Origin of the sequence: Pseudomonas sp. NBRC 111123, from assembly GCF_001320205.1 — a bacterium.
In the GTDB taxonomy this organism is placed as follows: Bacteria; Pseudomonadota; Gammaproteobacteria; order Pseudomonadales; family Pseudomonadaceae; genus Aquipseudomonas; species Aquipseudomonas putida_J.
On the sequence record NZ_BCAZ01000001.1, the window covers coordinates 171,114 to 196,455 of the forward strand.

Sequence of the window (25,342 nt, forward strand, 5' to 3'; positions counted from 1 at the left end):
CTTTGAGTTCGTAAGCGCGACACCGGCCCCTATGGGAGCGGGTTTACCCGCGAATGCGTACGATCAGGCGGCGGTGTTGTCCGATCTGACGCTTTCGCGGGTAAACCCGCTCCCACAGGGGCGTAGTCCGGGGCGTCAATCGGTGTTCAGCAGCCGCACAGGGCGCTGTCGATCACCTTGCGCAGTTCCAGCGGGTGGTCCACCACCACATCGGCGCCCCAGTTGTTCGGGTTGTCCTCTGGATGAATATAACCGTAGCGCACCGCTGCCGTGCGGGTGCCAGCGTCACGGCCGGATTCGATGTCACGCAGGTCGTCGCCGACGAACAGCACGCTGGCCGGGTCCAGGCCCAGGGTCTTGCAGGCGAGGATCAGTGGCTCCGGGTCAGGCTTGCTGTTCTTCACGTGGTCCGGGCAGATGAGCAGGGCCGAGCGCTCGGCCAGGCCCAGTTGCTGCATGATCGGCTCGGCGAAGCGCACTGGCTTGTTGGTCACCACGCCCCACAGCAGGTTGCCCTTTTCGATGTCGGCCAGCAGTTCGCCCATGCCGTCGAACAGTTTGCTGTGCACCGCGCAATCACGCTGGTAGCGCTCGAGGAACTCCAGGCGCAGGGCTTCGAAGCCCTCGGCGTCCGGGCTCATGGCAAAGGTTGCAGCGACCATGGCGCGGGCGCCGCCGGAGATCACGTCACGGATCAGCTGGTCATCGATCGCCGGCAGGCCGCGCTCGGCGAGCATGGCCTGGCAGATGGCGATGAAGTCCGGCGCCGTGTCGAGCAGGGTGCCGTCCATGTCGAAGAGTACCGCTCGCAAACGCATGCTCATTCCTCGCGCAGGGTCTGGATCATGTAGTTGACGTCAACGTCGCTGCTCAGTTTGTAGTGCTTGGTCAGCGGGTTGTAGGTCAGGCCGATGATGTCCTTGACCTCTAGGCCGGCGACGCGGCTCCAGGCGCCGAGCTCGGACGGGCGGATGAATTTCTTGAAGTCGTGGGTGCCGCGCGGCAGCATCTTGAGGATGTACTCGGCGCCGACAATGGCCAGCAGGTAGGCCTTGGGGTTGCGGTTGATGGTCGAGAAGAACACCTGGCCGCCGGGTTTGACCATGCGGTAGCAGGCGCGGATGACCGAGGATGGGTCGGGCACGTGCTCGAGCATCTCCAGGCAGGTGACCACGTCGAACTGCTCGGGCATTTCCTCGGCCAAGGCTTCAGCGGTGATCTGCCGGTACTCGACCTCGACGCCCGATTCCAGTTGGTGCAGTTGGGCTACGGCCAGTGGCGCCTCACCCATGTCGATGCCGGTGACGGTAGCGCCGCGCAAGGCCATGGCCTCGCTGAGGATGCCGCCGCCGCAGCCGACGTCCAGCACTTTCTTGCCAGCCAGGCCGACGCGCTCGTCAATCCAGTTGACGCGCAGCGGGTTGATGTCGTGCAGCGGCTTGAACTCGCTTTCACGGTCCCACCAGCGGTGGGCCAAGGCTTCGAACTTGGCGATTTCGGCGTGATCGACGTTGCTCATTGAACAATCCTCTGGAACTTGCACTTCAAATGGGGCGCAGTATACCCGAGCGTCTGCGGCCGAGGGTCGCTATAATCGCCGGCTTTTGATATCCGAACGACGGGGAGAGGCAATGCGCGAGCGACTTTTGGCGGCGGAGAAGGTGACCGGGATGCGCTGGCAAGGCGGCGCCCTGCACCTGCTCGACCAGCGCCTGCTGCCGTCGGAAGAGCGCTGGCTGACCTGCGACAATGTCGCGCAGGTGGTGGCGGCGATCCGTGACATGGCCGTGCGAGGTGCCGCAGCCATTGGCATTGCCGCGGCCTACGGCCTGGTTCTGGCCCTGGAAGAGCGCCTGGCCGAGGGCGGCGACTGGGAAATGGACCTGGAAGAGGACTTCATCAGCCTGGCCGAAGCGCGCCCCACCGCGGCCAACCTGTTCTGGGCGCTGAACCGCATGCGCGAGCGTCTGCTGCGTGTGCGTGGCGAAGAGGGCGTGCTGGCAGCGCTGGAAGCCGAAGCGATTGCCATCCATGAAAGCGATCGCGAAGCCAACCTGACCATGGCTCAGCATGGCATCGATCTGATCCGTCGCCATCAGGGTAACGCACAGACCTTGCTGACCTACGGCAATGCCGGCGCCCTGGCCAGCGGTGGTATCGGCACGGCCCTTGGGGTGATTCGCGCCGGTTATCTGGAGGGTATGGTCGAGCGGGTGTATGTCGGCGAGACCCGCCCCTGGTTGCAGGGTTCGCGGCTGACGGCCTGGGAACTGGCCAGCGAAGGTATCCCGGTGACCCTGTGCGCCGACTCGGCGCTGGCCCACCTGATGAAGACCAAAGGCATCACCTGGGTGGTGGTCGGCGCCGACTGTATTGCCGCCAACGGCGATGTGGCCAGCAAGATCGGGACCTACCAGTTGGCCGTCAGTGCCATGCACCATGGCGTGCGCTTCATGGTGGTGGCGCCGAGCACCAGCATCGACCTCAATTTGGCCACCGGTGAGGACATCCCGCTGGAAGAGCGTGAAGCCGATGAGCTGCTGGACTACGCCGGAGCCCGCGTTGCGCCGCAGGTCGACGCATTCAACCCGGTGTTCGACGTGACCCCGGCCGACCTGATCGACGTGATCGTCACCGAGCGCGGCATTGTCGAGCGGCCCGATACCGCCAAACTGGCCCAGTTGATGTGCCGCAAGCGGTTGCATTGATCAGGGTGTAGGGCGGAGGATTTTCGGCGCCTGTGAGGTCGAGCGCCGCCCGCGCGGCGCTCGACCTCACAGGCGACACAAAACTCATGGCGAGCCCCCGTGCCAGCTCTCCCCACTGTCCTGCCTTTGTGATAACATTCGGCAGTTTCCAAGACCGCCCATGAAGGCGGCCTTCATTGCGCAAATCCATGCAACAACTCGTTGATTTGTCGTAAGTCGTCGCACCCCTATGCGCTGCGGCGGCGAGCTTCGTTCGGCCCTTGATGGAGCTGCGAAGTTTCACCAGAAAAAGGAATCAGGCTTCTCATGGGCGAACTGGCCAAAGAAATCCTCCCGGTCAATATCGAAGACGAACTGAGACAGTCTTACCTCGACTACGCGATGAGCGTGATTGTCGGGCGAGCGCTGCCCGATGCGCGTGATGGCTTGAAGCCCGTGCATCGCCGCGTCCTCTATGCAATGAGCGAACTGGGCAACGACTGGAACAAGCCGTACAAGAAATCCGCCCGTGTGGTCGGTGACGTGATCGGTAAGTACCACCCGCACGGTGACACTGCGGTCTACGACACCATCGTGCGTATGGCCCAGCCGTTCTCGCTGCGTTACCTGCTGGTCGACGGCCAGGGCAACTTCGGTTCGGTCGACGGTGACAACGCTGCGGCCATGCGATACACCGAAGTGCGCATGACCAAGCTGGCCCACGAGCTGCTGGCCGACCTGCACAAGGAAACCGTCGACTGGGTGCCCAACTACGACGGCACCGAGCAGATCCCGGCGGTCATGCCGACCCGCATCCCCAACCTGTTGGTCAACGGTTCCAGCGGTATCGCCGTGGGCATGGCGACCAACATCCCGCCACACAACCTCGGTGAAGTCATCGACGGTTGCCTGGCGCTGATCGACAACCCGGACGTCACCATCGATGAGCTGATGCAGTTCATCCCGGGTCCGGACTTCCCGACTGCCGGCATCATCAATGGCCGTCAGGGCATCATCGAGGCCTACCGTACCGGCCGTGGCCGCATCTACATGCGCGCCCGCTCCGAGATCGAAGACATCGACAAGGTCGGTGGCCGCCAGCAGATCGTCATCACCGAGCTGCCGTACCAGCTGAACAAGGCCCGCCTGATCGAAAAGATCGCCGAGCTGGTCAAAGAGAAGAAGATCGAAGGCATCACCGAGCTGCGCGACGAGTCCGACAAGGACGGCATGCGCATCGTCATCGAGCTGCGCCGCGGCGAGGTGCCGGAGGTGGTGCTCAACAACCTCTATCAGCAGACCCAGCTGCAGAGCGTGTTCGGTATCAACGTGGTTGCCCTGGTCGACGGTCGTCCGCGCCTGCTCAACCTCAAGGACCTGCTCGAGGCGTTCGTCCGTCACCGTCGTGAAGTGGTGACCCGCCGCACCGTGTTCGAGCTGCGCAAGGCTCGTGAGCGTGGCCATATCCTTGAAGGCCAGGCGGTCGCGCTGTCCAACATCGATCCGGTCATCGCCCTGATCAAGGCCTCGCCGACGCCGTCCGAAGCCAAAGAGGCACTGGTTTCCACGCCGTGGGAATCCAGCGCCGTACAGGTCATGGTCGAGCGCGCTGGCGCCGATTCCTGCCGCCCTGAAGACCTGCCAGAACAGTACGGCCTGCGTGAAGGCAAGTATTACCTGTCGCCGGAACAGGCCCAGGCCATCCTCGACCTGCGCCTGCATCGCCTGACTGGCCTGGAGCACGAGAAGCTGCTGGCTGAGTACCAGGAGATTCTGGAGCAGATCGGCGAGTTGATCCGCATCCTCAGCAGCGCCCAGCGCCTGATGGAAGTGATCCGCGAGGAGCTGGAAGCGATCCGTGCCGAGTACGGCGATGCGCGTCGTACCGAAATCCTCGATGCCCGTCACGACCTCAACTACGGCGACATGATCCCGGAAGAAGAGCGCGTGGTGACCATCTCCCACGGCGGCTATGCCAAGACCCAGCCGTTGTCCGCGTACCAGGCCCAGCGCCGTGGTGGCAAGGGCAAGTCGGCAACCGGCGTGAAGGACGAGGACTACATCGAGCACCTGCTGGTCGCCAACAGCCATGCCACCCTGCTGCTGTTCTCCAGCAAGGGCAAGGTGTACTGGCTGAAAACCTACGACATCCCTGAAGCGTCGCGCGCCGCCCGCGGTCGCCCGCTGGTCAACCTGCTGCCGCTGGAGGAAGGTGAGCGCATCACCGCCATGCTGCAGGTCGACCTTGAGGCCCTGCAGCAGAACGCCGACCCTGAAGAAGAGCTGGAAGACGGTGATGACGGTGTCATCGAAGGCGAAATCGTCGAAGCAGAAGAAATCGACGAGGAAGACGGCGACACCCCTGAGTGGGTGGCCGAGCCTACCGGCGCCTATATCTTCATGGCGACTGCTTCCGGTACCGTCAAGAAGACGCCGCTGGCTCAGTTCGCCCGCCCACGCTCCAGCGGCCTGATCGCCCTGAAGCTGAAGGAAGGCGACACCCTGATCGCCGCGGCGATCACCGACGGCGCCAAGGAGGTCATGATGTTCTCCGACGCCGGCAAGGTGATCCGCTTCGCCGAAAGCGTGGTCCGCGAAATGGGCCGTACCGCCCGTGGTGTGCGCGGCATGAAGTTGGGCAAGGGTCAGCAGATCATTTCTATGCTGATTCCGGAGTCCGGTGCGCAGATCCTCACCGCTTCCGAGCGTGGTTTCGGCAAGCGTACCCCGCTGTCCAAGTTCCCGCGTCGCGGGCGTGGCGGCCAGGGCGTGATCGCCATGGGTACCAAGGGGCGCAACGGCCTGCTGATCGGCGCCATCCAGGTGCAGGAAGGCGAGGAGATCATGCTGATTTCCGACCAGGGTACCCTGGTGCGCACGCGGGTTGGTGAAGTGTCGAGCCTGGGCCGTAACACCCAGGGTGTTACGCTGATCAAACTGGCCACAGACGAAACCCTGGTTGGCCTGGAGCGTATCCAGGAGCCATCCGAGGACGAGCTCGATGATGTGATCGAGACGGACGAGGAGGGCGTCGAGGCGGATGCGCCGGATGATGAAGCTGCAGGCGCCGAAGAGGCTCCGCAGGAATAAGCAAGCGTGAAACCCGAGCGGGGCGACCAAGGTCGCCCCGTTTGACTGATTAGGCCGGGCAATGCCTGGCCCTGTGGGAGCGGGCTTGCCCGCGAATGAGGCACCGCGGTGCATGGCACCGGCTTTGCCGGTGTTCGCGGGCAAGCCCGCTCCCACAGGGTTCCCGCAGAACTAGCTGTTTAGATCTATTAGAGCGAGAGTGGATGTGAGCAAACGAGCCTTTAACTTCTGCGCAGGCCCTGCCGCGCTTCCTGACGCTGTGTTGCAGCGTGCCCAGGCCGAGATGCTGGACTGGAACGGCAAGGGCTTGTCGGTGATGGAAATGAGCCATCGCAGCGACGACTACGTGGCCATCGCCGAAAAGGCCGAGCAGGACCTGCGTGACCTGCTGTCCGTCCCCTCCAACTACAAGGTCCTGTTCCTGCAGGGTGGTGCCAGCCAGCAATTCGCCGAAATTCCGCTGAACCTGCTGCCGGAAAACGGCACGGCCGACTACGTCGAAACTGGCATCTGGTCGAAAAAGGCCATCGAGGAAGCGCGCCGCTTCGGCACCGTCAATGTCGCCGCCAGCGCCAAGCCCTACGACTATCTGGCCATTCCTGGCCAGAACGAGTGGAAGCTGACCAAGAACGCGGCCTACGTGCACTACGCGTCCAACGAGACCATCGGTGGCCTGCAGTTCGACTGGGTTCCAGAGACCGGCGAAGTACCGCTGGTGGTCGATATGTCCTCCGACATCCTCTCGCGCCCGATCGACGTTTCGCAGTACGGCATGATCTACGCTGGCGCACAGAAGAACATCGGCCCGAGCGGCCTGGTGGTGGTGATCGTCCGTGAAGACCTGCTTGGCCGCGCGCGCAGCAGCTGCCCGACCATGCTCGACTACAAGGTCGCGGCTGACAACGGCTCGATGTACAACACCCCGGCCACCTATTCCTGGTACCTCTCGGGCCTGGTGTTCGAGTGGCTCAAGGAGCAGGGGGGTGTCGAGGCCATGGAGCAGCGCAACCGCGCCAAGAAAGACCGCCTGTACGGCTTCATCGACGCCAGCGCGTTCTACACCAACCCGATCAGCCCCAACGCCCGTTCGTGGATGAACGTGCCATTCCGCCTGGCTGACGAGCGCCTGGACAAGGCCTTCCTGGCCGGTGCCGACGCCCGTGGCCTGCTCAACCTCAAGGGCCACCGTTCGGTCGGCGGCATGCGCGCCTCGATCTACAACGCCCTGGGCCTGGAAGCGGTAGAAAGCCTGGTGGCTTACATGGCTGAATTCGAGAAGGAGCACGGCTGATGTCCGAACAGGAACTCAAAGCCCTGCGCGTACGCATCGACAGCCTCGACGAGAAGATCCTCGAGCTGATCAGCGATCGCGCCCGTTGCGCTGAAGAAGTGGCGCGGGTCAAGACCGCCTCCCTGGCTGAGGGCGAAAAGCCGGTGTTCTACCGCCCTGAGCGTGAAGCCGCCGTGCTCAAGCGCGTGATGGAGCGCAACAAGGGGCCGCTGGGCAACGAAGAGATGGCGCGGCTGTTCCGCGAAATCATGTCGTCCTGCCTGGCCCTGGAAGAGCCGCTCAAGGTTGCCTACCTCGGCCCTGAGGGTACCTTCACCCAGGCTGCGGCCATGAAGCACTTCGGTCATGCCGTGGTCAGCCGCCCTATGGCGGCCATCGATGAAGTGTTCCGTGAAGTGGCGGCCGGTGCCGTCAATTTCGGCGTGGTGCCGGTGGAAAACTCCACCGAGGGTGCGGTCAGTCATACCCTGGACAGCTTCCTCGAGCACGACATGGTGATCTGTGGCGAAGTCGAGCTGCGCATCCACCATCACTTGCTGGTGGGTGAGAGCACAAAGACCAACAGCATCACCCGCATCTACTCCCACGCCCAGTCCCTGGCCCAGTGCCGCAAGTGGCTGGACGCGCACTACCCGAACGTTGAACGCGTTGCTGTTTCGAGCAATGCCGAGGCGGCCAAGCGGGTCAAGGGCGAGTGGAACTCGGCGGCGATCGCTGGCGACATGGCGGCCAACCTGTATGGCCTGACCCGCCTGGCTGAAAAGATCGAAGACCGCCCGGACAACTCCACGCGCTTCCTGATGATCGGTCAGCAGGAAGTGCCGCCGACCGGCGATGACAAGACCTCGATCATTGTTTCGATGAGCAACAAGCCAGGTGCGTTGCACGAGCTGCTGGTGCCGTTCCACGAGAACGGTATCGACCTGACCCGTATCGAAACCCGCCCGTCGCGTAGTGGTAAGTGGACCTACGTGTTCTTCATCGACTTCGTTGGCCACCACCGCGACCCGCTGATCAAGGCGGTGCTGGAGAAGATCAGCCAGGAGGCTGTGGCGCTCAAGGTGCTGGGTTCCTATCCAAAGGCAGTGCTTTGATTTGAGAGGGTTGGGGCCGCATCGCGCCCCATCGCGACACAAGGCCGCTCCTACAGGTATTGTGCAGGCCTCGAAACTGTACTGGCCCCTGTAGGAGCGGCCTTGTGTCGCGATGGGCTGCAATGCAGCCCCAATGGGCCTCCCGGACTGCCTAGATTTCAGAACAGGGTTCGCAACAGTGGTAAATGCAGCAAAAACCAAACCCGCGCCAATCATCGATCGCCTGGTCGTGGTCGGTCTCGGCCTGATCGGCGGCTCCTTTGCCAAAGGGTTGCGTGAAAGCGGCCTGTGCCGCGAAGTGGTCGGTGTCGACCTCGATGCCCCGTCGCGCAAGCTGGCAGTGGACCTGGGCGTGGTCGATCGCTGCGAAGCCGACCTCGCCGCCGCTTGTGTCGGCGCCGATGTCATTCAGCTCGCCGTGCCTATCCTTGCTATGGAAAAGGTCCTGGCCCGCCTGGCTCAGCTCGACCTCGGTGACGCGATCATCACCGACGTCGGTAGTGCCAAGGGCAATGTCGTGCGTGAGGCGCGTGCCGTCTTCGGCGAACGCCTGCCGCGCTTCGTTCCCGGCCACCCGATCGCCGGCTCCGAGCAGAGTGGGGTTGAGGCCGCCAATGCCACCCTGTTCCGTCGTCACAAAGTCATCCTCACGCCACTGGAGGAAACCGACCCGGCCGCCCTGGCCCTGGTCGATCGCCTGTGGCGCGCGCTGGATGCCGATGTCGAGCACATGCCGGTGGAGCGCCATGACGAAGTGCTGGCCGCCACCAGCCATCTGCCGCACCTGCTGGCCTTCGGTCTGGTCGATTCGTTGGCCAAACGCAATGAAAACCTCGACATCTTCCGGTACGCTGCGGGAGGTTTCCGCGATTTCACGCGAATCGCCGGTAGCGACCCGACCATGTGGCACGACATCTTTCTCGCCAACCGCGAGGCTGTCCTGCGCACCCTCGACACATTTCGCAGCGACCTCGACGCCTTGCGCGACGCGGTCGATGCTGGGGACGGGCACCAGCTGCTGGGTGTTTTCACCCGTGCACGGGTTGCCCGCGAGCATTTCAGTAAAATCCTGGCCCGCCGGGCCTATGTGGACGCTATGAACGCCAACGATCTGATTTTCCTGGCCCAACCGGGTGGCCGCCTGACCGGGCGAATCCGCGTACCGGGCGACAAGTCGATTTCCCACCGCTCGATCATGCTCGGCTCGCTGGCCGAAGGCACGACCGAAGTCGAAGGTTTCCTCGAGGGCGAGGATGCCCTGGCGACCCTGCAGGCATTCCGTGACATGGGTGTGGTCATCGAGGGCCCGAACCACGGCCGCGTGACCATTCATGGCGTCGGCCTGCACGGCCTCAAGCCGCCACCAGGCCCGCTGTATGTCGGCAACTCTGGCACTTCGATGCGCCTGCTCTCCGGCCTGCTGGCTGGCCAGCCGTTCGATGTCACCATGACCGGCGACGCCTCGCTGTCCAAGCGCCCGATGAACCGTGTGGCCAACCCGCTGCGCGAAATGGGTGCCGTGGTGGAGACTGGCCCGGACGGCCGTCCGCCGCTGACCATTCGCGGTGGTAGCAAGCTGAAAGCGCTGACTTACACGCTGCCGATGGCCAGTGCCCAGGTCAAGTCCTGCCTGCTGCTGGCGGGCCTGTACGCTGAAGGTAAGACCACCGTCACCGAGCCGGCGCCGACCCGTGACCACACCGAGCGCATGCTGCGTGGCTTCGGCTACTCGGTCGAAAGCAACGGCCCGGTCGCTTCGCTGCAGTCTGGTGGCAAGCTCACCGCCACCCGCATCGAAGTGCCGGCGGACATCTCTTCGGCTGCGTTCTTCCTGGTTGCTGCATCGATCGCCGAAGGCTCCGAGCTGGTGCTCGAGCACGTCGGCATTAACCCGACCCGTACCGGCGTCATCGACATCCTGCGCCTGATGGGCGGCGACATCACCCTGGAAAACCAGCGTGAAGTCGGCGGCGAGCCAGTGGCTGACTTGCGTGTGCGGGGCGCCAAGCTCAAGGGCATCGACATCCCTGAAGAACTGGTGCCACTGGCCATCGACGAGTTCCCGGTCCTGTTCGTGGCGGCCGCCTGCGCCGAAGGGCGTACCGTGCTGCGCGGTGCCGAAGAGCTGCGGGTTAAGGAATCCGACCGTATTCAGGTGATGGCTGATGGCCTGATCACCCTGGGTATCAAGTGCGAGCCGACTCCGGATGGCATCATCATCGAGGGCGGCCAGATCGGCGGTGGCGAAGTGCACGGTCATGGTGACCACCGTATCGCCATGGCCTTCAGCGTTGCTTCGCTGCGTGCCAGCGCGCCGATCCGCATCCATGACTGCGCCAACGTCGCCACTTCGTTCCCGAACTTCCTCAAGCTGTGCGCCGATGTCGGTATCCGTGTCGCCGAAGAGGGCAAGTCGTGAATTCGCAAGCACCGGTCATCACCATCGACGGCCCAAGCGGCTCGGGCAAGGGTACCGTTGCCGGCATCCTCGCTCGCGAGCTGGGCTGGAAGCTGCTGGATTCCGGCGCGCTTTACCGTTTGCTGGCGTTCAATGCCAGCAACCACGGGGTCGATCTGACCAACGAAGAGCTGCTCAAGGCCCTGGCCGCCCATCTGGATGTGCAGTTCATCGCCGCCGAGCCGGGTAAGCTTCAGCAAATCATCCTCGAGGGCGAGGACGTCAGTAACGTCATTCGTACCGAGACGGTCGGCGCCGGTGCGTCGATGGTGGCCTCGCTGCCGGCGGTGCGTGAAGCATTGCTGCAACGTCAGCGCGCCTTCCGTGAAGCGCCAGGCCTGATTGCCGACGGCCGCGACATGGGTACCGTGGTGTTCCCGGACGCGCCGCTGAAGGTCTTCCTCACCGCCAGCGCCGAGGAGCGTGCCCGTCGCCGCTACCTGCAGTTGAAGGGCAAGGGTGAAGATGTTAGTCTGTCGAGTCTGCTAGATGAGATTCGTGCGCGCGATGAGCGTGATACCCAGCGTGCAGTGGCCCCGCTGAAACCAGCGGCCGATGCCATTCAGCTGGACTCTACCGAGTTGTCCATCGAGCAGGTGCTGCAACGTATCAGGAGCGAGCTCGCCCAGCGCGACTTGGTCTGATAGCCAGGAGAGCAGGCAGGGGCACCAGTCAACGTCCTGCCGGCTTTCCTTTACTTAAAACAAACCCACATTGTCTGGAATGTGGCGAGGGGCGTCTGTTTCGCCCGAATCTACAGGAATTAAAATGAGCGAAAGCTTTGCAGAACTCTTTGAAGAAAGCCTGAAAACCCTCAATCTTCAGCCGGGTGCCATCATCTCCGGTATCGTTGTCGACATCGACGGCGACTGGGTTACCGTACACGCTGGCCTGAAGTCCGAGGGCGTCATCCCGCTCGAGCAGTTCTACAACGAAGCTGGCGAGCTGACCATCAAGGTCGGTGACGAAGTTCACGTTGCGCTGGACGCGGTCGAAGACGGCTTTGGCGAAACCAAACTGTCCCGTGAAAAAGCCAAGCGCGCCGAGTGCTGGATTGTTCTGGAAGCAGCTTTCGCCGCCGAAGAAGTGGTCAAGGGCGTTATCAACGGTAAGGTTAAGGGCGGCTTCACTGTCGACGTTAACGGCATCCGTGCGTTCCTGCCGGGCTCCCTGGTTGATGTCCGCCCAGTGCGCGACACCACCCACCTGGAAGGCAAAGAGCTGGAATTCAAGGTCATCAAGCTGGACCAGAAGCGCAACAACGTTGTCGTTTCCCGTCGCAGCGTGCTGGAAGCCGAGAACTCCGCCGAGCGCGAAGCCCTGCTGGAAACCCTGCAGGAAGGCCAGCAAGTCAAAGGTATCGTCAAGAACCTCACCGACTACGGCGCATTCGTGGACCTGGGCGGTATCGACGGCCTGCTGCACATCACCGACATGGCTTGGAAGCGCATCAAGCACCCATCGGAAATCGTTAACGTTGGCGACGAAGTCGACGTACGCGTTCTGAAGTTCGACCGTGAGCGCAACCGCGTTTCCCTGGGTCTGAAGCAGATGGGCGAAGATCCGTGGGTAGCTATCACTGCACGTTACCCAGAAGGTACTCGTGTACAGGCTCGCGTTACCAACCTGACCGACTACGGCTGCTTCGCTGAGCTGGAAGAAGGCGTTGAAGGTCTGGTACACGTTTCCGAAATGGACTGGACCAACAAGAACATCCACCCGTCGAAAGTCGTTCAGGTTGGCGACGAAGTGGAAGTCATGGTTCTGGACATCGACGAAGAGCGTCGTCGTATTTCCCTGGGCATCAAGCAGTGCAAGTCCAACCCATGGGAAGACTTCTCCGGCCAGTTCAACAAGGGTGACAAGATCACCGGTACCATCAAGTCGATCACCGACTTCGGTATCTTCATTGGTCTGGACGGCGGCATCGACGGCCTGGTTCACCTGTCCGACATCTCCTGGAACGAAACCGGCGAAGAAGCCGTACGTCGTTTCAAGAAGGGCGACGAGCTGGAAACCGTCATCCTGTCGGTTGACCCAGAGCGCGAGCGCATCTCCCTGGGCATCAAGCAGCTGGAAGACGATCCGTTCTCCAACTTCGTTGCTGTCAACGACAAGGGCGCTATCGTCAAGGGCATCGTGAAAGAAGTTGACGCCAAAGGCGCCATCATCACCCTGGCCGACGACATCGAAGCCACTCTGAAAGCTTCCGAAATCAGCCGTGACCGCGTTGAAGACGCGCGTAACGTCCTGAAGGAAGGCGAAGAGATCGAAGCCAAGATCATCAGCGTTGACCGCAAATCGCGCGTCATCAGCCTGTCGATCAAATCGAAAGACGACGCTGAAGAGCGTGAAGCCATCCAGAGCCTGAAAAACGCTCCGGAAGCGGCTGCCGACACCACCATGGCTGCGCTGCTGCGCGAAGCAATGGCCAAGCAGAACTGAGTTCTGTTTGATCGGTAAAAAAAGGGTGGCCTTCGGGCCACCCTTTTTTTTGCCTGCGATTACAGTTGAGTCTTACAGTTTCTGTGGGAGGGGCAGGCGTCGAGCCGCTGTGAGCGTACGCGAAGCCCGCTCTCACCTCAGGTCAGCGAACGGACGATTGTCCCGGTGGGGTTCCGGCTGCTGAGTTCATTCCCAGTGTTTTGAGGTCCGCTGCCGAGGGAGTGAACGTCACGGTGTAGCGACTCAGGTCGCTTTCGTTTCGCTGGAAATGTACTGCAACTCGTTTGCCTTCCCATGAGATGGTCTTCATTTCATAAGATGCGCCCGAGCTTAGCTGGATTCGACGGCTCAAGCTTGAGCCAGGTTGCCCGAGGGTATCGGTCAAGAAGTCATCGACCAGTTCGAGGCTGTTGGAGTTACCGGTCAACATCAGTTGGCTGATTGCGCCATCTTTCAGGGCTGCGAAAAGCTGATACCCCGAACTGATCGGAAGGTATGGCAGCCCATGAATCTCATAGCGGTCAGGGTCCGCGGTGCTGGTGCGGCACAGTGTTGGCTGGCGTGAGCTGCCGTTGCTGTCGGGGCATTCAGGGACCTGGGCTTTGAAATCGCCCTGAAAAGGAACGCCTAGAAACTCGGACGGTTCATTGTCCCAGGATTGGCGGACGGATTGAGCAAAGGTGCCAGTGGCGGTTACCAGAGTCGCCAGGGCGAGCGAAAGGGGGATTGTTCGCATAAACAGTCCTTGTGAGTACGACTCAACGAGCAAGGTAATTAAGCAATTTGCAATCTGCTTTAGGTCAGATCAAAGCAGATGCGTCCTACTCGCGATTATGACAAATCCTACAAGACTTAGGTGCGTCGCGGTGGCGACTTTTATGTATACGCCAACTAGCTTGCGGGTTTGTGACATGGCGGGCACCTGCGATAAAAGGCGGTGCCATGCCTTGGGGCCGGCTTCCGGCTCTTATTTCTTAACAATCCCTTCTTGAATTTTTTTATTAAGTCAAGAACCACCCTGTTCAAATCCTTCCGAGCGTGCTACAACCTGATTAAGCAATGATCTAGCTGCTTGATAACGAAGGGAAAAATATGACGAAGTCGGAGCTGATCGAACGTATTGTCACCCATCAGGGGCTGCTCTCGTCCAAGGACGTGGAGTTGGCCATCAAGACCATGCTTGAACAGATGTCCCAGTGCCTGGCCACCGGAGATCGCATCGAGATCCGCGGTTTCGGCAGCTTTTCCTTGCACTACCGCGCTCCGCGGGTAGGTCGCAATCCCAAGACCGGCCAGTCGGTGGAGCTCGAAGGCAAGTTCGTGCCGCATTTCAAACCAGGCAAAGAGCTGCGTGATCGGGTCAATGAAGAAGAGCACGAGCACACTTGAGTCAGAAGGAGCAGTCTGATGCGTAACCTGAAGCGCGCCCTGGCGGCGTTGTTCGTGCTGCTGCTGGCGGCTGTAGTGCTGTTCTTCGTGCTGGAGAATCAGCAGGCCGTATCGCTGGTACTTTTCGGATGGTCGGCTCCGGCCTTGCCGGTGGCGGTGCCAGTGCTGGCGGCGCTGGTGGTGGGGTTGGCTGTTGGTCCGCTACTTGGTGCTTATGGCGTGCAGCGTAGCAAGCGCAAGATTCGCGCATCGGCACGCCAGGCGGTGCTTAATAGCAATTGATGAAGGCGCCTACAGCTTTGTAGGAAGGCTTCACCTATGCACGCAGTCGGTGAAATGGAGTAATAGGCATTCATTCAGCAGCCCGGGCGAGCGTGCAGCACTATGCAATTTCCCAGTATTTCCCATCACGGCGGCACCCGCAGCGTAACCGGGTCCTGTCACCAGCTTCATCTGGATTCAACTACAAGCCTGCTAATTGATTGCGGCCTGGAGCAGGGCGCCGAGGCGCCTCCGGGAGAGGGCTTGCTGCCTCCCGATTTTGCAGTTCAGGGTATCCAGGCCCTGGTGATCACGCACGTGCATATCGACCATGTCGGGCGAATCCCGGCACTGCTCGCTGCGGGTTATCGAGGCCCGATCCTTTGCAGTGAACCATCGGCAAAGTTGCTGCCGCTTGTCCTGGAAGATGCCTACAAGCTGACCATTAGCAGCGAGCCTGCTCAGGTGGCGCGATACCTTGAGATTATCGATGGCCTCGTTGTGCCCGTTCCCTTTGGGCATTGGTACTCAGTAGTCGAAAAAACCGAACTCAAGTGCATGATCCGCTTGCAGCGTGCTGGGCATTTGCTGGGCTCCGCTTATGTGGAGTGTGATGTCCAGGTGGCGGGCATCGATCAGCGTATCGTTTTCTCCGGTGATCTTGGTCACGAAGGTAATCCACTGCTGTGCCAGGTACAGCCGCCGGAGCGGGCAGATGTACTGGTGCTGGAAAGCACCTACGGTGACCGCCTTCATCCGGATCGCAGTGATCGCCAGCAGCAGCTCGAGCGGGTCATCGATCGCGCGCTGCAGGATCGCGGCACCATCCTCATTCCCGCATTCAGCCTGGGCCGCACTCAGGAGTTGCTGTTCGAACTCGAAGATATCCTTCACCGTAAGAAATTGCTTGGTGATCCCCCTGTCGTGCAGGGCGAAGACACCTATGCATGGTCGCAGCTACCCATTATTCTCGACTCGCCGCTGGCTCAGCGTATAACGGGTGCATACCGGCAGTTGCATGACTACTGGAATGACGAGGCCAATGCGCGGGTGAGCCAGGGGCGCGATCCCTTGGGGTTTGGTCAGCTGGTGTGCGTCGATACGCACGCCCGCCACCGGCAGGTGGTGAATTACCTGAAAAGCACGGGGCGGCCGGCTATTGTCATTGCTGGTAATGGTATGTGCTCTGGAGGGCGGATTGTCGGCTATCTCAAGGCGATGCTGCCGGACCCGCGGCATGAGGTGGTGTTTGTTGGTTATCAGGCCAAGGGCACTCCGGGAGCTGTGATCCAGGCTAGCGAAGGGGCGGAAGGGTTTGTGCAGATTGATCTGGATGGTGAGCTGTATGAGATCCGGGCCAAGGTGGCTTCGCTTGGCGGCTATTCAGGGCATGCGGATCAGGCGGGGCTGGTGAGATTTGCGCAGGGTTGTCATGCACGGCAGGTGGTTTTGGTGCATGGAGAGGGGCGGGCGAAGCAAGCGCTGGCACGCGTGCTTCGCGAAACGTTCGCGCAGGCGGGAAATGAGGTAAGCGTCACAATTGCAGAATGACCGTTGGGCGGGAATCGCGGAGTCTGGCAAAACGTGAGGAACTTCTATCGGTAAGGTCTCTCTACTACCGATTAATGCGAAGTGATTGAAGGATCGCAAGCAGGTTGGCAAATTGCCGCTACGCTTGACCCGAGAAGGGGGGGAGGGTCTCATGGCCTGGAGGAGGCCCCTCTGTTGACGCAATCAGACGGACCCAAGGAAAAAAAGACTAAATGCGCAATGAACGCGAGCGCCTGAGTGGTGGTGATGAGATTGACCTGGTTGAGCTTGTGCAGGGGATTTGGCGGCAAAGGGTTTGGATGGCGCTGGTTGCGATACCGGTTATTGGCGTTGGGTTGGCTTATGTAATGCTTGCTGCGCCTGTGTATGAGGCGAAACTCTACATCCGGCCGCCCACCCAGAATGAGATTGCGCAGCTCAATTTCGGTCGTGGAGAAGGTACGGGGCTCCCGGCATTAAGCGCAAAGGATGTGTACAGCGTTTATCTCAGGTCGCTTCAGTCGGAGGCGGTACGTGACAAGTTTTTCCGAAACGCCTTCCTGCCAACCTTGACGGAAGATGCTCGCAAGGGTTCGCGTGATGACTTGTATGCCAAGTTCAATGGCATGCTCGGCGTTGCTCAGGCATCCAAGGATATGTCTGATCGATATGTCATTACCGCAAGTGTCGAGGATCCGCGACTTGCAGCGGTCTGGGTCTCGAATTACGCGGAAATGGCTGCGGACCGGGCGAAAGACGAGCTGCTTGGTGGTACACGTAGTGACATATCGATCATGGCGGATAACCTTGAGCAACAAATTCGGGCCTCGCGTGCCAGTGCGGGTAATCAGCGTGCAGACCAGATTGCCCAGCTCGGCGAGGCGTTGCGGATTGCTAAGTCGATAGGTCTGGAAAAGCCGCCAATCATCTCCAATACGTTGTCGAGTGAAGTGTCCGCCGGTATGGGGGGATCTCTCACCTACATGCGTGGCACAAAGGCGCTGGAGGCGGAAATAGCTAACCTTGAATCCCGTCCATCGAATGATCCGTACATTCCAAATCTCCGTGAGCGGCAGGAACGGCTGAATTTTCTACGCAACCTGAAGATCGACCCCTCGCTGGTCGCGATGTATCAACAGGATGGAGCGGTTTCCCCGCCAGACAAACCGATCAGGCCGCGCAAGGCGATGATCATGGCGCTTGCAGTGTTGGCCGGTGTGGCACTGGGGGTATGTGCCGCCTTGGGTCGTGACCTGTGGCTGAGGCGGCGAAGCAGCATTTGAAGGAGCTTTGCTTTCTGAGGTTGGTCGACAAGCGTTGTTGTCAGGTTCGGAAGGTGCAACAATGCACCTTCTACGCCGATGACATGGATAGCTGGAAGAAGGTGCACGAAGCGCTTGCCGACCCTGCCTGTCTTGGGTGTCACCACCGCTAGCAGGCAGGCAAACACAGTGAACATTGATCCTCGCGGCCCCTACATGGCCGCTACTGGTGAAGTAGACCTCTTCGATCTTCTCCGGGCTATCTGGCGCAGGCGCGCGTTTGTCGCTCTCGTAGGCGCGGTCTTTGCGATTTTTGGCGTCGCGATTGCCTATCTGACGCCCTCTGAATATGAAGCCTCCACTACCTTGCGGCCTGTTGAGATCAATCAGCTGGACGCATTGAACCGATCTAAAATCTACTCCCTTCCTCCAGCAGAAGCGCTGAGGAGAGTGGGCGCACGGTTGGATTCCTACAGCGCGCGGCTGGAATATTTTCGTTCCAGGCCAGAACTTGTCGAGGCCTTCCGAAATGAGGGGCAGAGTTTTGAGCAGGCATTTCAGGATTTCAACAATACTGCGCTTAGTGTAGTTCAATCGGATCCGAAGAAGGCCAATCTGTTAAGTGACTTCATCGGCTTGAAAATGCGATACGGGCAAGATATCAATGGGGCGGCTGTCCTTAATGACTTCGTTGATTATGCGATGGAACGGGAGCGTGTCCAGCTTTCAAAGGATATGCAGATTATCCTTGCAAACCGCCTGGCCGAAGTAGATGCGAAACTGAACTCGGCACTCACTGAATATCGTGCAGGGAACGAAGGGCGTATCGCGCGCCTTGAAGAAGATGACGCCATCAAGCGGGCGCAACTGGGTGACGAGCTCAAGGCATTGCGGGTGCAGTTGAAGTTGCAGCGTGAGGCGCGCTTGACAGAGCTCGATGAGGCGATTGCTATTGCCCGTAGCCTGGGGTTGAAAAAACCATCGACACCATCGCAGATGGCTGATGAGAATTCGGGCAATGGCAACATCATTCGCACTGAAGTAAACGGCAGGCCGGTTCCGCTTTACTTTATGGGGACTGAGGTGCTCGAAGCTGAGCGTACGGCCCTGCGTAAGCGTGCCTCTGATGATTTTATAGAGCCAAGAATTGGCCAGATTCGTAAAGAGCTTGTGCTGCTTTCCAATAACCGCAGTGTCGAGGCTATCAAGGCCCGGGCCAATGATCAGGCTTTCCTGGAGGGTGTTGAAGCACTGCGGATTGAGCGGGAACGCTTGAAATCTATTGATACCCAATTGCAAGGCTTGCAGTTGGTGAGTATCGACCAGCGGGCGGTAGCTGCCGCCAAGCCACTGAAGCCGCGCAAAGCGTTGATTGTCATGGCTGCAACAATCGCTGGACTGCTGCTAGGTGTCGTCGCCGCGCTCGTGCGTACGGCGTTCAAAAAGCATCTGCGCCGTTTGCAGGTAGTCGAGGTTAGGGGTGGGGTAGCGCCCGTTTTGCCAGAGAACCTATCGCGCCAGGTAAATGTGGTGTCGCCAGAGGTGCAGGTTAAGGTTGCAAGAGAGTGATATTGTTTTGATTGCTTATAGGCTGGTACCGGCTGAAAACTCTTATGGTGTGTCACAGCTGAAGAGCCTATGATTGTGGCGCCGCGCGTTCCTGGCTGGCCAGCAGGTGCCGGGCCAGGGAAGTGGAATGCGTAGCGCCGATCAGATGGATTTGAGGCGGCTGTCAAATTCGAATAAGGTGGCGTTTCCAGGTCGTGTACCGGGCAGTGGGGCGGTCTCATCATTGGAATTGCCAACTTGATGCTGCGGTAAATGCCTTCGGCTAATGGGTACCGCTCGAGCTTTATGCAAGTTAAGTTGTTTCATGCGCAGGGAAAAAGTTTTTAGAGTCGGTGGGTTCGGTGTGGGTTGGCGAGGTCTTGTGGTAAATCCCGATTTTACCTGGCTTTTTGATCCGGTGTTGCTAACGCTCACGCCAATTGTCGAAATTCATTCTATTTAAAAATGGTAGTTGCATGGCGCTCAAAGTATTAAGCGTATTTGGTACTCGACCCGAAGCAATCAAAATGGCTTCGTTGGCTTTGGGGTTGCAGGCTGATGACCGCTTCGAGGCGAAAATCTGCGTGACCGGTCAGCATCGGCAGATGCTGGATCAGGTGCTTGACCTGTTCGAGCTTACTCCCGATTACGATCTCGAAATCATGCGGCCGGGGCAGGACCTTACCGACGTGACCGTGGCGATTCTGCAAAAGTTGAAGGTCGTGCTAGCTGAATTCAAGCCGGATATCGTGCTTGTTCACGGCGATACGGCAACAACTTTTGCTGCGTCGCTGGCAGCCTACTATCAGCAGATACCCGTTGGGCATGTGGAAGCAGGGCTGCGAACGGGTAATCTTTACTCCCCATGGCCCGAAGAAGCCAATCGCAAGCTGACGGGGGCATTGGCCCATTTGCACTTTGCTCCTACCAGCCAGTCGCAGTCCAATCTCCTGGCTGAAGGGGTGCCGGAGGGGCAGATACATGTCACCGGCAATACGGTTATTGATGCCTTGCTCGAAGTCGTTCGCAAGTTGCAGCGACCCGATTTGGCGAGCGCCCTTGCGGACCAGTTCTCCTACCTCGACCCCTCCCGGCGACTGGTGCTTGTCACTGGGCATCGTCGTGAAAGCTTCGGTGATGGATTCGAAAGGATCTGCCAGGCATTGGTGCAAATTGCCAATGACTGTTCAGATGTGGAAATTGTCTATCCCGTGCATCTGAATCCCAATGTGCGTGAGCCGGTCAATCGCTTGCTTAAAAACGTCAAGAACATTCACTTGATCGAGCCGCTGGACTATTTGCCCTTCGTCTATCTCATGAATCGTTCCTATCTGATTCTTACCGATTCAGGGGGAGTACAAGAAGAAGCGCCTTCCCTGGGCAAGCCCGTTCTGGTCATGCGTGACACGACGGAGCGCCCTGAGGCGGTGAAGGCCGGGACTGTGCGACTGGTGGGAACAGACCTGCAGGCGATCATCGACAATGTTGAAGAATTGCTCGGAAATCAGGACGCCTACCAGTGCATGAGCATTGCTCACAACCCATATGGAGACGGGCAGGCGTGTGCCCGTATCATTGAAGTTCTTGCCAATTTCAAAACAAGGTAGTGCTATGAGTATTTCCAAGGTATCCGTCGTTGGGTTGGGTTATATCGGCCTTCCTACCGCCGCAGTATTTGCCTCTCGCAAAATTGAAGTCATTGGCATCGATGTCAACCAGCACTGCGTTGATACCATCAATCGTGGTCAAATCCATATCGTCGAGCCCGATCTGGATATGGTCGTGCATGCTGCGGTGACAGAGGGGTACTTGCGAGCCAGTACCAAGCCGGAGCCTGCAGATGCGTTTCTCATTGCAGTGCCGACACCTTTCAAGGAAGGCTTCAAGCCGGACCTCAGTTACATCAAGTCGGCAAGTGAAGCGATTGCGCCCGTGCTCAAGGCTGGCGATCTGGTCATTCTGGAGTCCACCTCTCCGGTGGGGGCCACTGAACAGATGGCCGCGTGGCTCGCCGAGGCCCGCCCTGACCTCAGCTTCCCGCAGCAGTCCGGCGAAGGGTCTGACATTCGCGTTGCGCATTGCCCGGAGCGAGTGCTTCCTGGCCATGTTCTGCGAGAGCTGGTACAAAATGACCGGGTCATTGGTGGCATGACCGAGCGATGCTCGCTGGCTGCACGTGCCCTGTACAAGACGTTTGTGGAAGGGGAGTGTGTACTGACCACTGCCCGTACAGCCGAAATGTGCAAGTTGACCGAGAACAGCTTCCGGGATGTCAACATCGCCTTTGCCAACGAACTGTCGATCATCTGCGAAGAGCTCAAGGTCGATGTCTGGGAACTGATTCAGCTGGCCAACCGTCATCCGCGTGTAAACATCCTCCAGCCTGGCCCAGGCGTAGGCGGGCATTGCATCGCAGTCGATCCGTGGTTCATCGTTGACTCCGCCCCAGAACAGGCGCGAATCATCCGCACAGCCCGGGAAGTTAACGACTCCAAACCAGCCTGGGTTATCGACAAGCTCCATGCTGCCATCGGTGAGCATCTGAGCGAGAATCCCGGCAAAACCGCCAAGGATGTCGTCGTCGCGTGCTTTGGCCTGGCTTTCAAACCGGATATCGACGACTTGCGCGAGAGCCCGGCACTGGAGATTACCAAAGAAGTCGGCAAGCGCCATGCTGGCAAAGTGATTGTGGTCGAGCCGAACATCAAGGCACTGCCTAACGCATTGGAAGCGGCGGAACTGTGCTCCGTGAGCCAGGCAATCGAGCGGGCAGATATCCTGTTGCTGCTGGTGGATCACAAGCCGTTCAAGGAGGTCCCGGTACAAGCGCTGCAGGGCCGGAAAATAGTTGATACCCGCGGAATCTGGCGCGTATGAATATTCTCCCGGTAATCATGTCCGGGGGTTCGGGGACGCGTCTCTGGCCACTCAGTCGGACGCTCTATCCGAAGCAATTCCTGGCTATCTTCGGTCGTGAAACCCTGTTTCAGCAGGCTATTGATCGGTTGATGAAGGTCCAGCCGCCAGGTTGCAAATTGTTGGCACCGTGTATTGTCGCCAATGATGAGCATCGTTTTTTGTGCCTGGATCAACTGCGTGAGATCAAGGTCGAGCAGGGCGCGCTTATTCTCGAGCCGGCAGGTCGTAACACCGCGCCGGCTTTGACACTGGCAGCACTGCATGCTCGGGATTCGGTCGAGCCCGGGGCTGATCCGGTGCTGGTGGTCATTCCTGCGGACCAGACCATTCATGATGTAGGGACTTTCACCAAAGTGGTGGAAAAGGCGGTAGAAGCGGCCAGCCAAGGTGCGATTGTCACCCTCGGTATTCAGCCAGACCGCCCGGAAACCGGGTATGGGTACATTCATTCAACGGATGCGACCGAAGTCAAAAACGTCGATTCATTCGTTGAAAAACCGGACCTGGCCACTGCCGAACGATACTTGGCGGCTGGTAGCTATTACTGGAACAGCGGCATCTTCATCTTGCGCGCATCGGTATGGCTACGTGCTCTGGGGCATTATCGTAGCGATATCCTCGAGGCTACCGAGAAGTCCTGGGCTGAACGAACTGCCGACAATGGTTTCGTGCGGCCGCAGGTACAAGCCTTTGAGGCCATTCCGGCGGAGTCCATCGATTATGCAGTAATCGAGCATTGCACGCGTTCACCTTTGGAAGGGTTGGAGCTGAAAATGCTGGCGATGGATGCTGGCTGGTCCGACCTTGGGGCATGGGATGCGGTTTGGCGGTCCGGTGACAAGGATGCCAATCATAACAGCACTCACGGTGACGTTATCCTCGACTCCAGCAACGACACACTGGTGTACGCCTCCCATCGGCTGGTGACAGCAGTGGGCCTGGATAACATGGTCATTGTCGAGACACCTGACGCCGTATTGGTTGCAGACAAGGCGAAATGCCAAGGGGTCAAGGCTATCGTGGAGGCGCTAGGCCGCGATACGCGCAGCGAGTCGAGGCTTCACCGGCGTGTCCACAGGCCCTGGGGATGGTACGACAGTATCGACAGTGGCTCGCGTTTTCAGGTGAAGCGGATCTTGGTCAAGCCTAAGGCAACCCTTAGCTTGCAGAAGCATTACCACCGTGCCGAGCACTGGATCGTCGTATCCGGCACAGCCGAAGTGACGTGCGAAGACCAGGTTTTTCAATTGAACGAGAACCAAAGTACCTACATACCGGTAGGCCATGTCCATCGTCTGGCAAACCGTGGCACCATCCCTCTTGAGATCATCGAGGTGCAGTCGGGGAGCTATCTGGGCGAAGACGATATTGTCAGGTTCGATGACACCTATGGCCGTGTATAAGGCTTGAATTTTGGAGTGGCAAATGCAAAAGAGTGCGCTGGTTACGGGTATCACTGGGCAGGACGGGGCTTATCTCGTCGAGTTGCTGCTCGGCAAGGGTTACAAGGTCTACGGCACCTACCGCCGGACCAGTTCGGTTAATTTCTGGCGCTTGCAGGAACTGGGCGTGCTGGGCCACGAGAACCTGCACCTGGTCGAGTTCGACCTGACGGACCTGGCGGGTACCATCCGCCTGTTGCAGAAGGCTCAACCGGACGAGGTCTACAATCTTGCCGCGCAGAGTTTCGTCGGTGTCTCCTTCGATCAACCGATCACGACGGCGCAGATCACTGGTGTGGGGGCGCTGAACCTGTTGGAAGCCATTCGCCTTGTGAATCCGGGCATTCGCTTCTATCAGGCATCCACGTCTGAGATGTTCGGGTTGGTACAAGCTGTGCCTCAATCCGAATCCACGCCGTTCTATCCGCGCAGCCCCTATGGCGTTGCCAAGCTTTTCGCGCACTGGACGACGATCAACTACCGAGAGTCCTACAATATTTTTGCTACCAGCGGCATCTTGTTCAACCACGAGTCTCCGCTGCGCGGCAAAGAGTTTGTCACGCGCAAGATCACCGACGCGGTGGCCAACATCGAGGTCGGTAACCAGCAGGTGCTCGAGCTCGGCAACATGGATGCCAAGCGTGACTGGGGTTATGCCCGTGAGTATGTCGACGGTATGCACCGGATGCTGCAGGTCGATAAACCGGATACGTTCGTGCTGGCGACCAACCGCACCGAAACTGTCCGTGACTTTGTCAGCATGAGCTTCAAGGCGGTGGGCGTCGACCTTGAGTGGCGCGAAACCGGCGAGAAGGAGTTTGGTGTAGATCGACGTACGGGAGTGACCCGCGTCAAGGTCAACCCGCAGTTCTACCGCCCTGCAGAGGTCGAGCTGCTGATCGGTGATGCCTCTCTGGCCAAGGAACGTCTTGGCTGGCAGCCTGATACCACACTTGAACAACTGTGCCAGTTGATGGTCGAGGCCGATCTGAAGAGGGCCAAGCATGGCACGTCGTTCTGACAAGACTGTCCTGATCACTGGCCTTTCGGGTTTCACTGGTGCGCATCTTGCGCACCGGCTTGCCAGCGACGGCTGGCGTATCGCGGGGCTCGGCGGTCGTCGCCTGGACTGCGAGGTGGCACACCTGGAGGCGGATCTCAACGATACCGCGCGCTTGACCGAGTGGATCCGTGAGGTCGAGCCGACCCATGTAATCCATCTTGCAGCGTTGGCGCATGTCACGGGTAGCGATGCACTTTCCTACTATCGAGTAAACGTACTTGGTACTGAAAGCTTGCTCACGGCCCTGCAGGACAGTGGCGTTGCGCTGCAGAAGGCGATCATTGCCAGTAGCGCCAACATCTATGGCAATGCTCCGTCTTCACCCATCGTCGAAAGTAGCGAACCTCGGCCGATGAACCACTACGCGTTGAGCAAGTTGGCCATGGAAGCGCTGGTGCGCAAGTGGTTTGCACGCTTCCCGATACTGGTGACCAGGCCGTTCAACTATACCGGTCCCGGGCAATCTGAATCCTTTGTTTTCGCCAAGATCGTCGCGGCATTTGCTCGCCGGCAGGATGAGTTGAGGCTCGGCAACCTGGATGTATCGCGCGACCTTTCCGATGTGCGTTACGTCGCTGAAGCCTACGCTCGCTTGTTGGAGTGCGAGTCTGAAGGGCAGTTTGTGAATGTCTGTTCGGGCCGCAGTGTTTCCCTGCTCCAAGTCATCGATGCGATGGCCGGTATCGCCGGTTATCGCCCGCAAGTGCAGGTGGATCCTGCGTTCGTGAGGGCTGACGAGGTCAAGGAGCTTTATGGCAGCCCAGCCAGGCTGTACGAACTCGTAGGGAACATCGCAGTGCCCGACTTGAGTGAAACGCTGCTGTCCATGTACGAACGGAACCTTCAGGCTCCAGGTAAGTGAC

Annotated in this window: 20 protein-coding genes; 17 read left to right on the forward strand and 3 right to left on the reverse strand. The window is 59.5% G+C overall.

What is annotated here, in order from left to right:
• Positions 1 to 146 precede the first annotated feature (146 nt).
• Together mupP and ubiG are read right to left on the reverse strand one after the other, a co-directional pair.
• The gene (mupP, locus tag APH27_RS00775; protein WP_027918178.1) at positions 147 to 818 is read right to left on the reverse strand and encodes an N-acetylmuramic acid 6-phosphate phosphatase MupP; all 672 of its coding nucleotides are present in this window, start codon (positions 816 to 818) and stop codon (positions 147 to 149) included.
• Positions 819 to 820: 2 nt separating this feature from the next.
• A complete protein-coding gene (gene ubiG / locus APH27_RS00780; protein ID WP_027918179.1) occupies positions 821 to 1,519 on the reverse strand; it encodes a bifunctional 2-polyprenyl-6-hydroxyphenol methylase/3-demethylubiquinol 3-O-methyltransferase UbiG in 699 nt (232 codons plus the stop codon).
• Positions 1,520 to 1,631: 112 nt separating this feature from the next.
• Between ubiG and mtnA the strand changes: the two genes are divergently transcribed.
• The 7 genes from mtnA to rpsA all read left to right on the forward strand — a co-directional run bounded on the left by mtnA (position 1,632) and on the right by rpsA (position 13,065).
• Positions 1,632 to 2,708, forward strand: coding sequence for an S-methyl-5-thioribose-1-phosphate isomerase (gene mtnA, locus APH27_RS00785; protein ID WP_027918180.1), 1,077 nt, complete (start codon positions 1,632 to 1,634; stop codon positions 2,706 to 2,708).
• 306 nt (positions 2,709 to 3,014) lie between these two features.
• Positions 3,015 to 5,777: a DNA gyrase subunit A gene (gene gyrA, locus APH27_RS00790; RefSeq protein WP_027918181.1), complete on the forward strand. Its 2,763-nt coding sequence runs from the start codon at positions 3,015 to 3,017 to the stop codon at positions 5,775 to 5,777.
• Positions 5,778 to 5,982: 205 nt separating this feature from the next.
• Positions 5,983 to 7,068: a 3-phosphoserine/phosphohydroxythreonine transaminase gene (gene serC, locus APH27_RS00795; protein ID WP_060483786.1), complete on the forward strand. Its 1,086-nt coding sequence runs from the start codon at positions 5,983 to 5,985 to the stop codon at positions 7,066 to 7,068.
• Complete coding sequence (gene pheA / locus APH27_RS00800; RefSeq protein ID WP_027918183.1) at positions 7,068 to 8,162, forward strand: prephenate dehydratase; 1,095 nt, start codon at positions 7,068 to 7,070, stop codon at positions 8,160 to 8,162. The genes serC and pheA overlap by 1 nt, the downstream gene beginning before the upstream one ends.
• 211 nt (positions 8,163 to 8,373) lie before the next feature.
• The gene (locus tag APH27_RS00805; RefSeq protein WP_256250542.1) at positions 8,374 to 10,581 is read left to right on the forward strand and encodes a bifunctional prephenate dehydrogenase/3-phosphoshikimate 1-carboxyvinyltransferase; all 2,208 of its coding nucleotides are present in this window, start codon (positions 8,374 to 8,376) and stop codon (positions 10,579 to 10,581) included.
• Positions 10,578 to 11,264, forward strand: coding sequence for a (d)CMP kinase (gene cmk, locus APH27_RS00810; RefSeq protein WP_027918185.1), 687 nt, complete (start codon positions 10,578 to 10,580; stop codon positions 11,262 to 11,264). Before APH27_RS00805 ends, cmk begins: the two co-directional genes overlap by 4 nt.
• A gap of 124 nt (positions 11,265 to 11,388) precedes the next feature.
• Entirely contained in the window at positions 11,389 to 13,065 is a 1,677-nt protein-coding gene (gene rpsA / locus APH27_RS00815) for a 30S ribosomal protein S1 (RefSeq protein ID WP_027918186.1), read from the forward strand.
• 142 nt (positions 13,066 to 13,207) lie between these two features.
• Here rpsA and APH27_RS00820 read toward each other — a convergent pair whose 3' ends face one another.
• The gene (locus tag APH27_RS00820; RefSeq protein ID WP_027918187.1) at positions 13,208 to 13,801 is read right to left on the reverse strand and encodes a hypothetical protein; all 594 of its coding nucleotides are present in this window, start codon (positions 13,799 to 13,801) and stop codon (positions 13,208 to 13,210) included.
• Between the two features lie 356 nt (positions 13,802 to 14,157).
• On the opposite strand from APH27_RS00820, the gene ihfB reads away from it, so the two are divergent.
• The 10 genes from ihfB (at position 14,158) to APH27_RS00870 (ending at position 25,341) form a co-directional block, all read left to right on the forward strand.
• Positions 14,158 to 14,454 (forward strand): integration host factor subunit beta, encoded by a 297-nt coding sequence (gene ihfB, locus APH27_RS00825; RefSeq protein WP_054886605.1) that lies wholly within the window; start codon positions 14,158 to 14,160, stop codon positions 14,452 to 14,454.
• 18 nt (positions 14,455 to 14,472) lie between these two features.
• Complete coding sequence (locus APH27_RS00830; protein WP_060483738.1) at positions 14,473 to 14,736, forward strand: LapA family protein; 264 nt, start codon at positions 14,473 to 14,475, stop codon at positions 14,734 to 14,736.
• Between the two features lie 102 nt (positions 14,737 to 14,838).
• Positions 14,839 to 16,266 carry an MBL fold metallo-hydrolase RNA specificity domain-containing protein gene (locus tag APH27_RS00835; RefSeq protein ID WP_060483739.1) on the forward strand — a complete coding sequence of 476 codons (1,428 nt, stop codon included), beginning with the start codon at positions 14,839 to 14,841 and terminating at the stop codon, positions 16,264 to 16,266.
• Between the two features lie 212 nt (positions 16,267 to 16,478).
• Positions 16,479 to 17,528 carry an LPS O-antigen chain length determinant protein WzzB gene (locus tag APH27_RS00840; RefSeq protein WP_060483740.1) on the forward strand — a complete coding sequence of 350 codons (1,050 nt, stop codon included), beginning with the start codon at positions 16,479 to 16,481 and terminating at the stop codon, positions 17,526 to 17,528.
• 168 nt (positions 17,529 to 17,696) lie between these two features.
• Positions 17,697 to 19,076, forward strand: a complete 1,380-nt coding sequence (locus APH27_RS00845; RefSeq protein ID WP_256250538.1) for a Wzz/FepE/Etk N-terminal domain-containing protein — start codon at positions 17,697 to 17,699, stop codon at positions 19,074 to 19,076.
• 455 nt (positions 19,077 to 19,531) lie between these two features.
• On the forward strand, positions 19,532 to 20,662 hold the full coding sequence (wecB, locus tag APH27_RS00850; RefSeq protein WP_060483741.1) for a non-hydrolyzing UDP-N-acetylglucosamine 2-epimerase: 1,131 nt from the start codon (positions 19,532 to 19,534) through the stop codon (positions 20,660 to 20,662).
• Between the two features lie 4 nt (positions 20,663 to 20,666).
• Entirely contained in the window at positions 20,667 to 21,932 is a 1,266-nt protein-coding gene (gene wecC / locus APH27_RS00855) for a UDP-N-acetyl-D-mannosamine dehydrogenase (RefSeq protein ID WP_060483742.1), read from the forward strand.
• Entirely contained in the window at positions 21,929 to 23,377 is a 1,449-nt protein-coding gene (locus tag APH27_RS00860; RefSeq protein ID WP_060483743.1) for a mannose-1-phosphate guanylyltransferase/mannose-6-phosphate isomerase, read from the forward strand. Before wecC ends, APH27_RS00860 begins: the two co-directional genes overlap by 4 nt.
• Before the next feature lie 22 nt (positions 23,378 to 23,399).
• Positions 23,400 to 24,437: a GDP-mannose 4,6-dehydratase gene (gene gmd, locus APH27_RS00865; RefSeq protein WP_060483744.1), complete on the forward strand. Its 1,038-nt coding sequence runs from the start codon at positions 23,400 to 23,402 to the stop codon at positions 24,435 to 24,437.
• Entirely contained in the window at positions 24,421 to 25,341 is a 921-nt protein-coding gene (locus tag APH27_RS00870; protein WP_060483745.1) for a GDP-mannose 4,6-dehydratase, read from the forward strand. The genes gmd and APH27_RS00870 overlap by 17 nt, the downstream gene beginning before the upstream one ends.
• Position 25,342 lies beyond the last annotated feature (1 nt).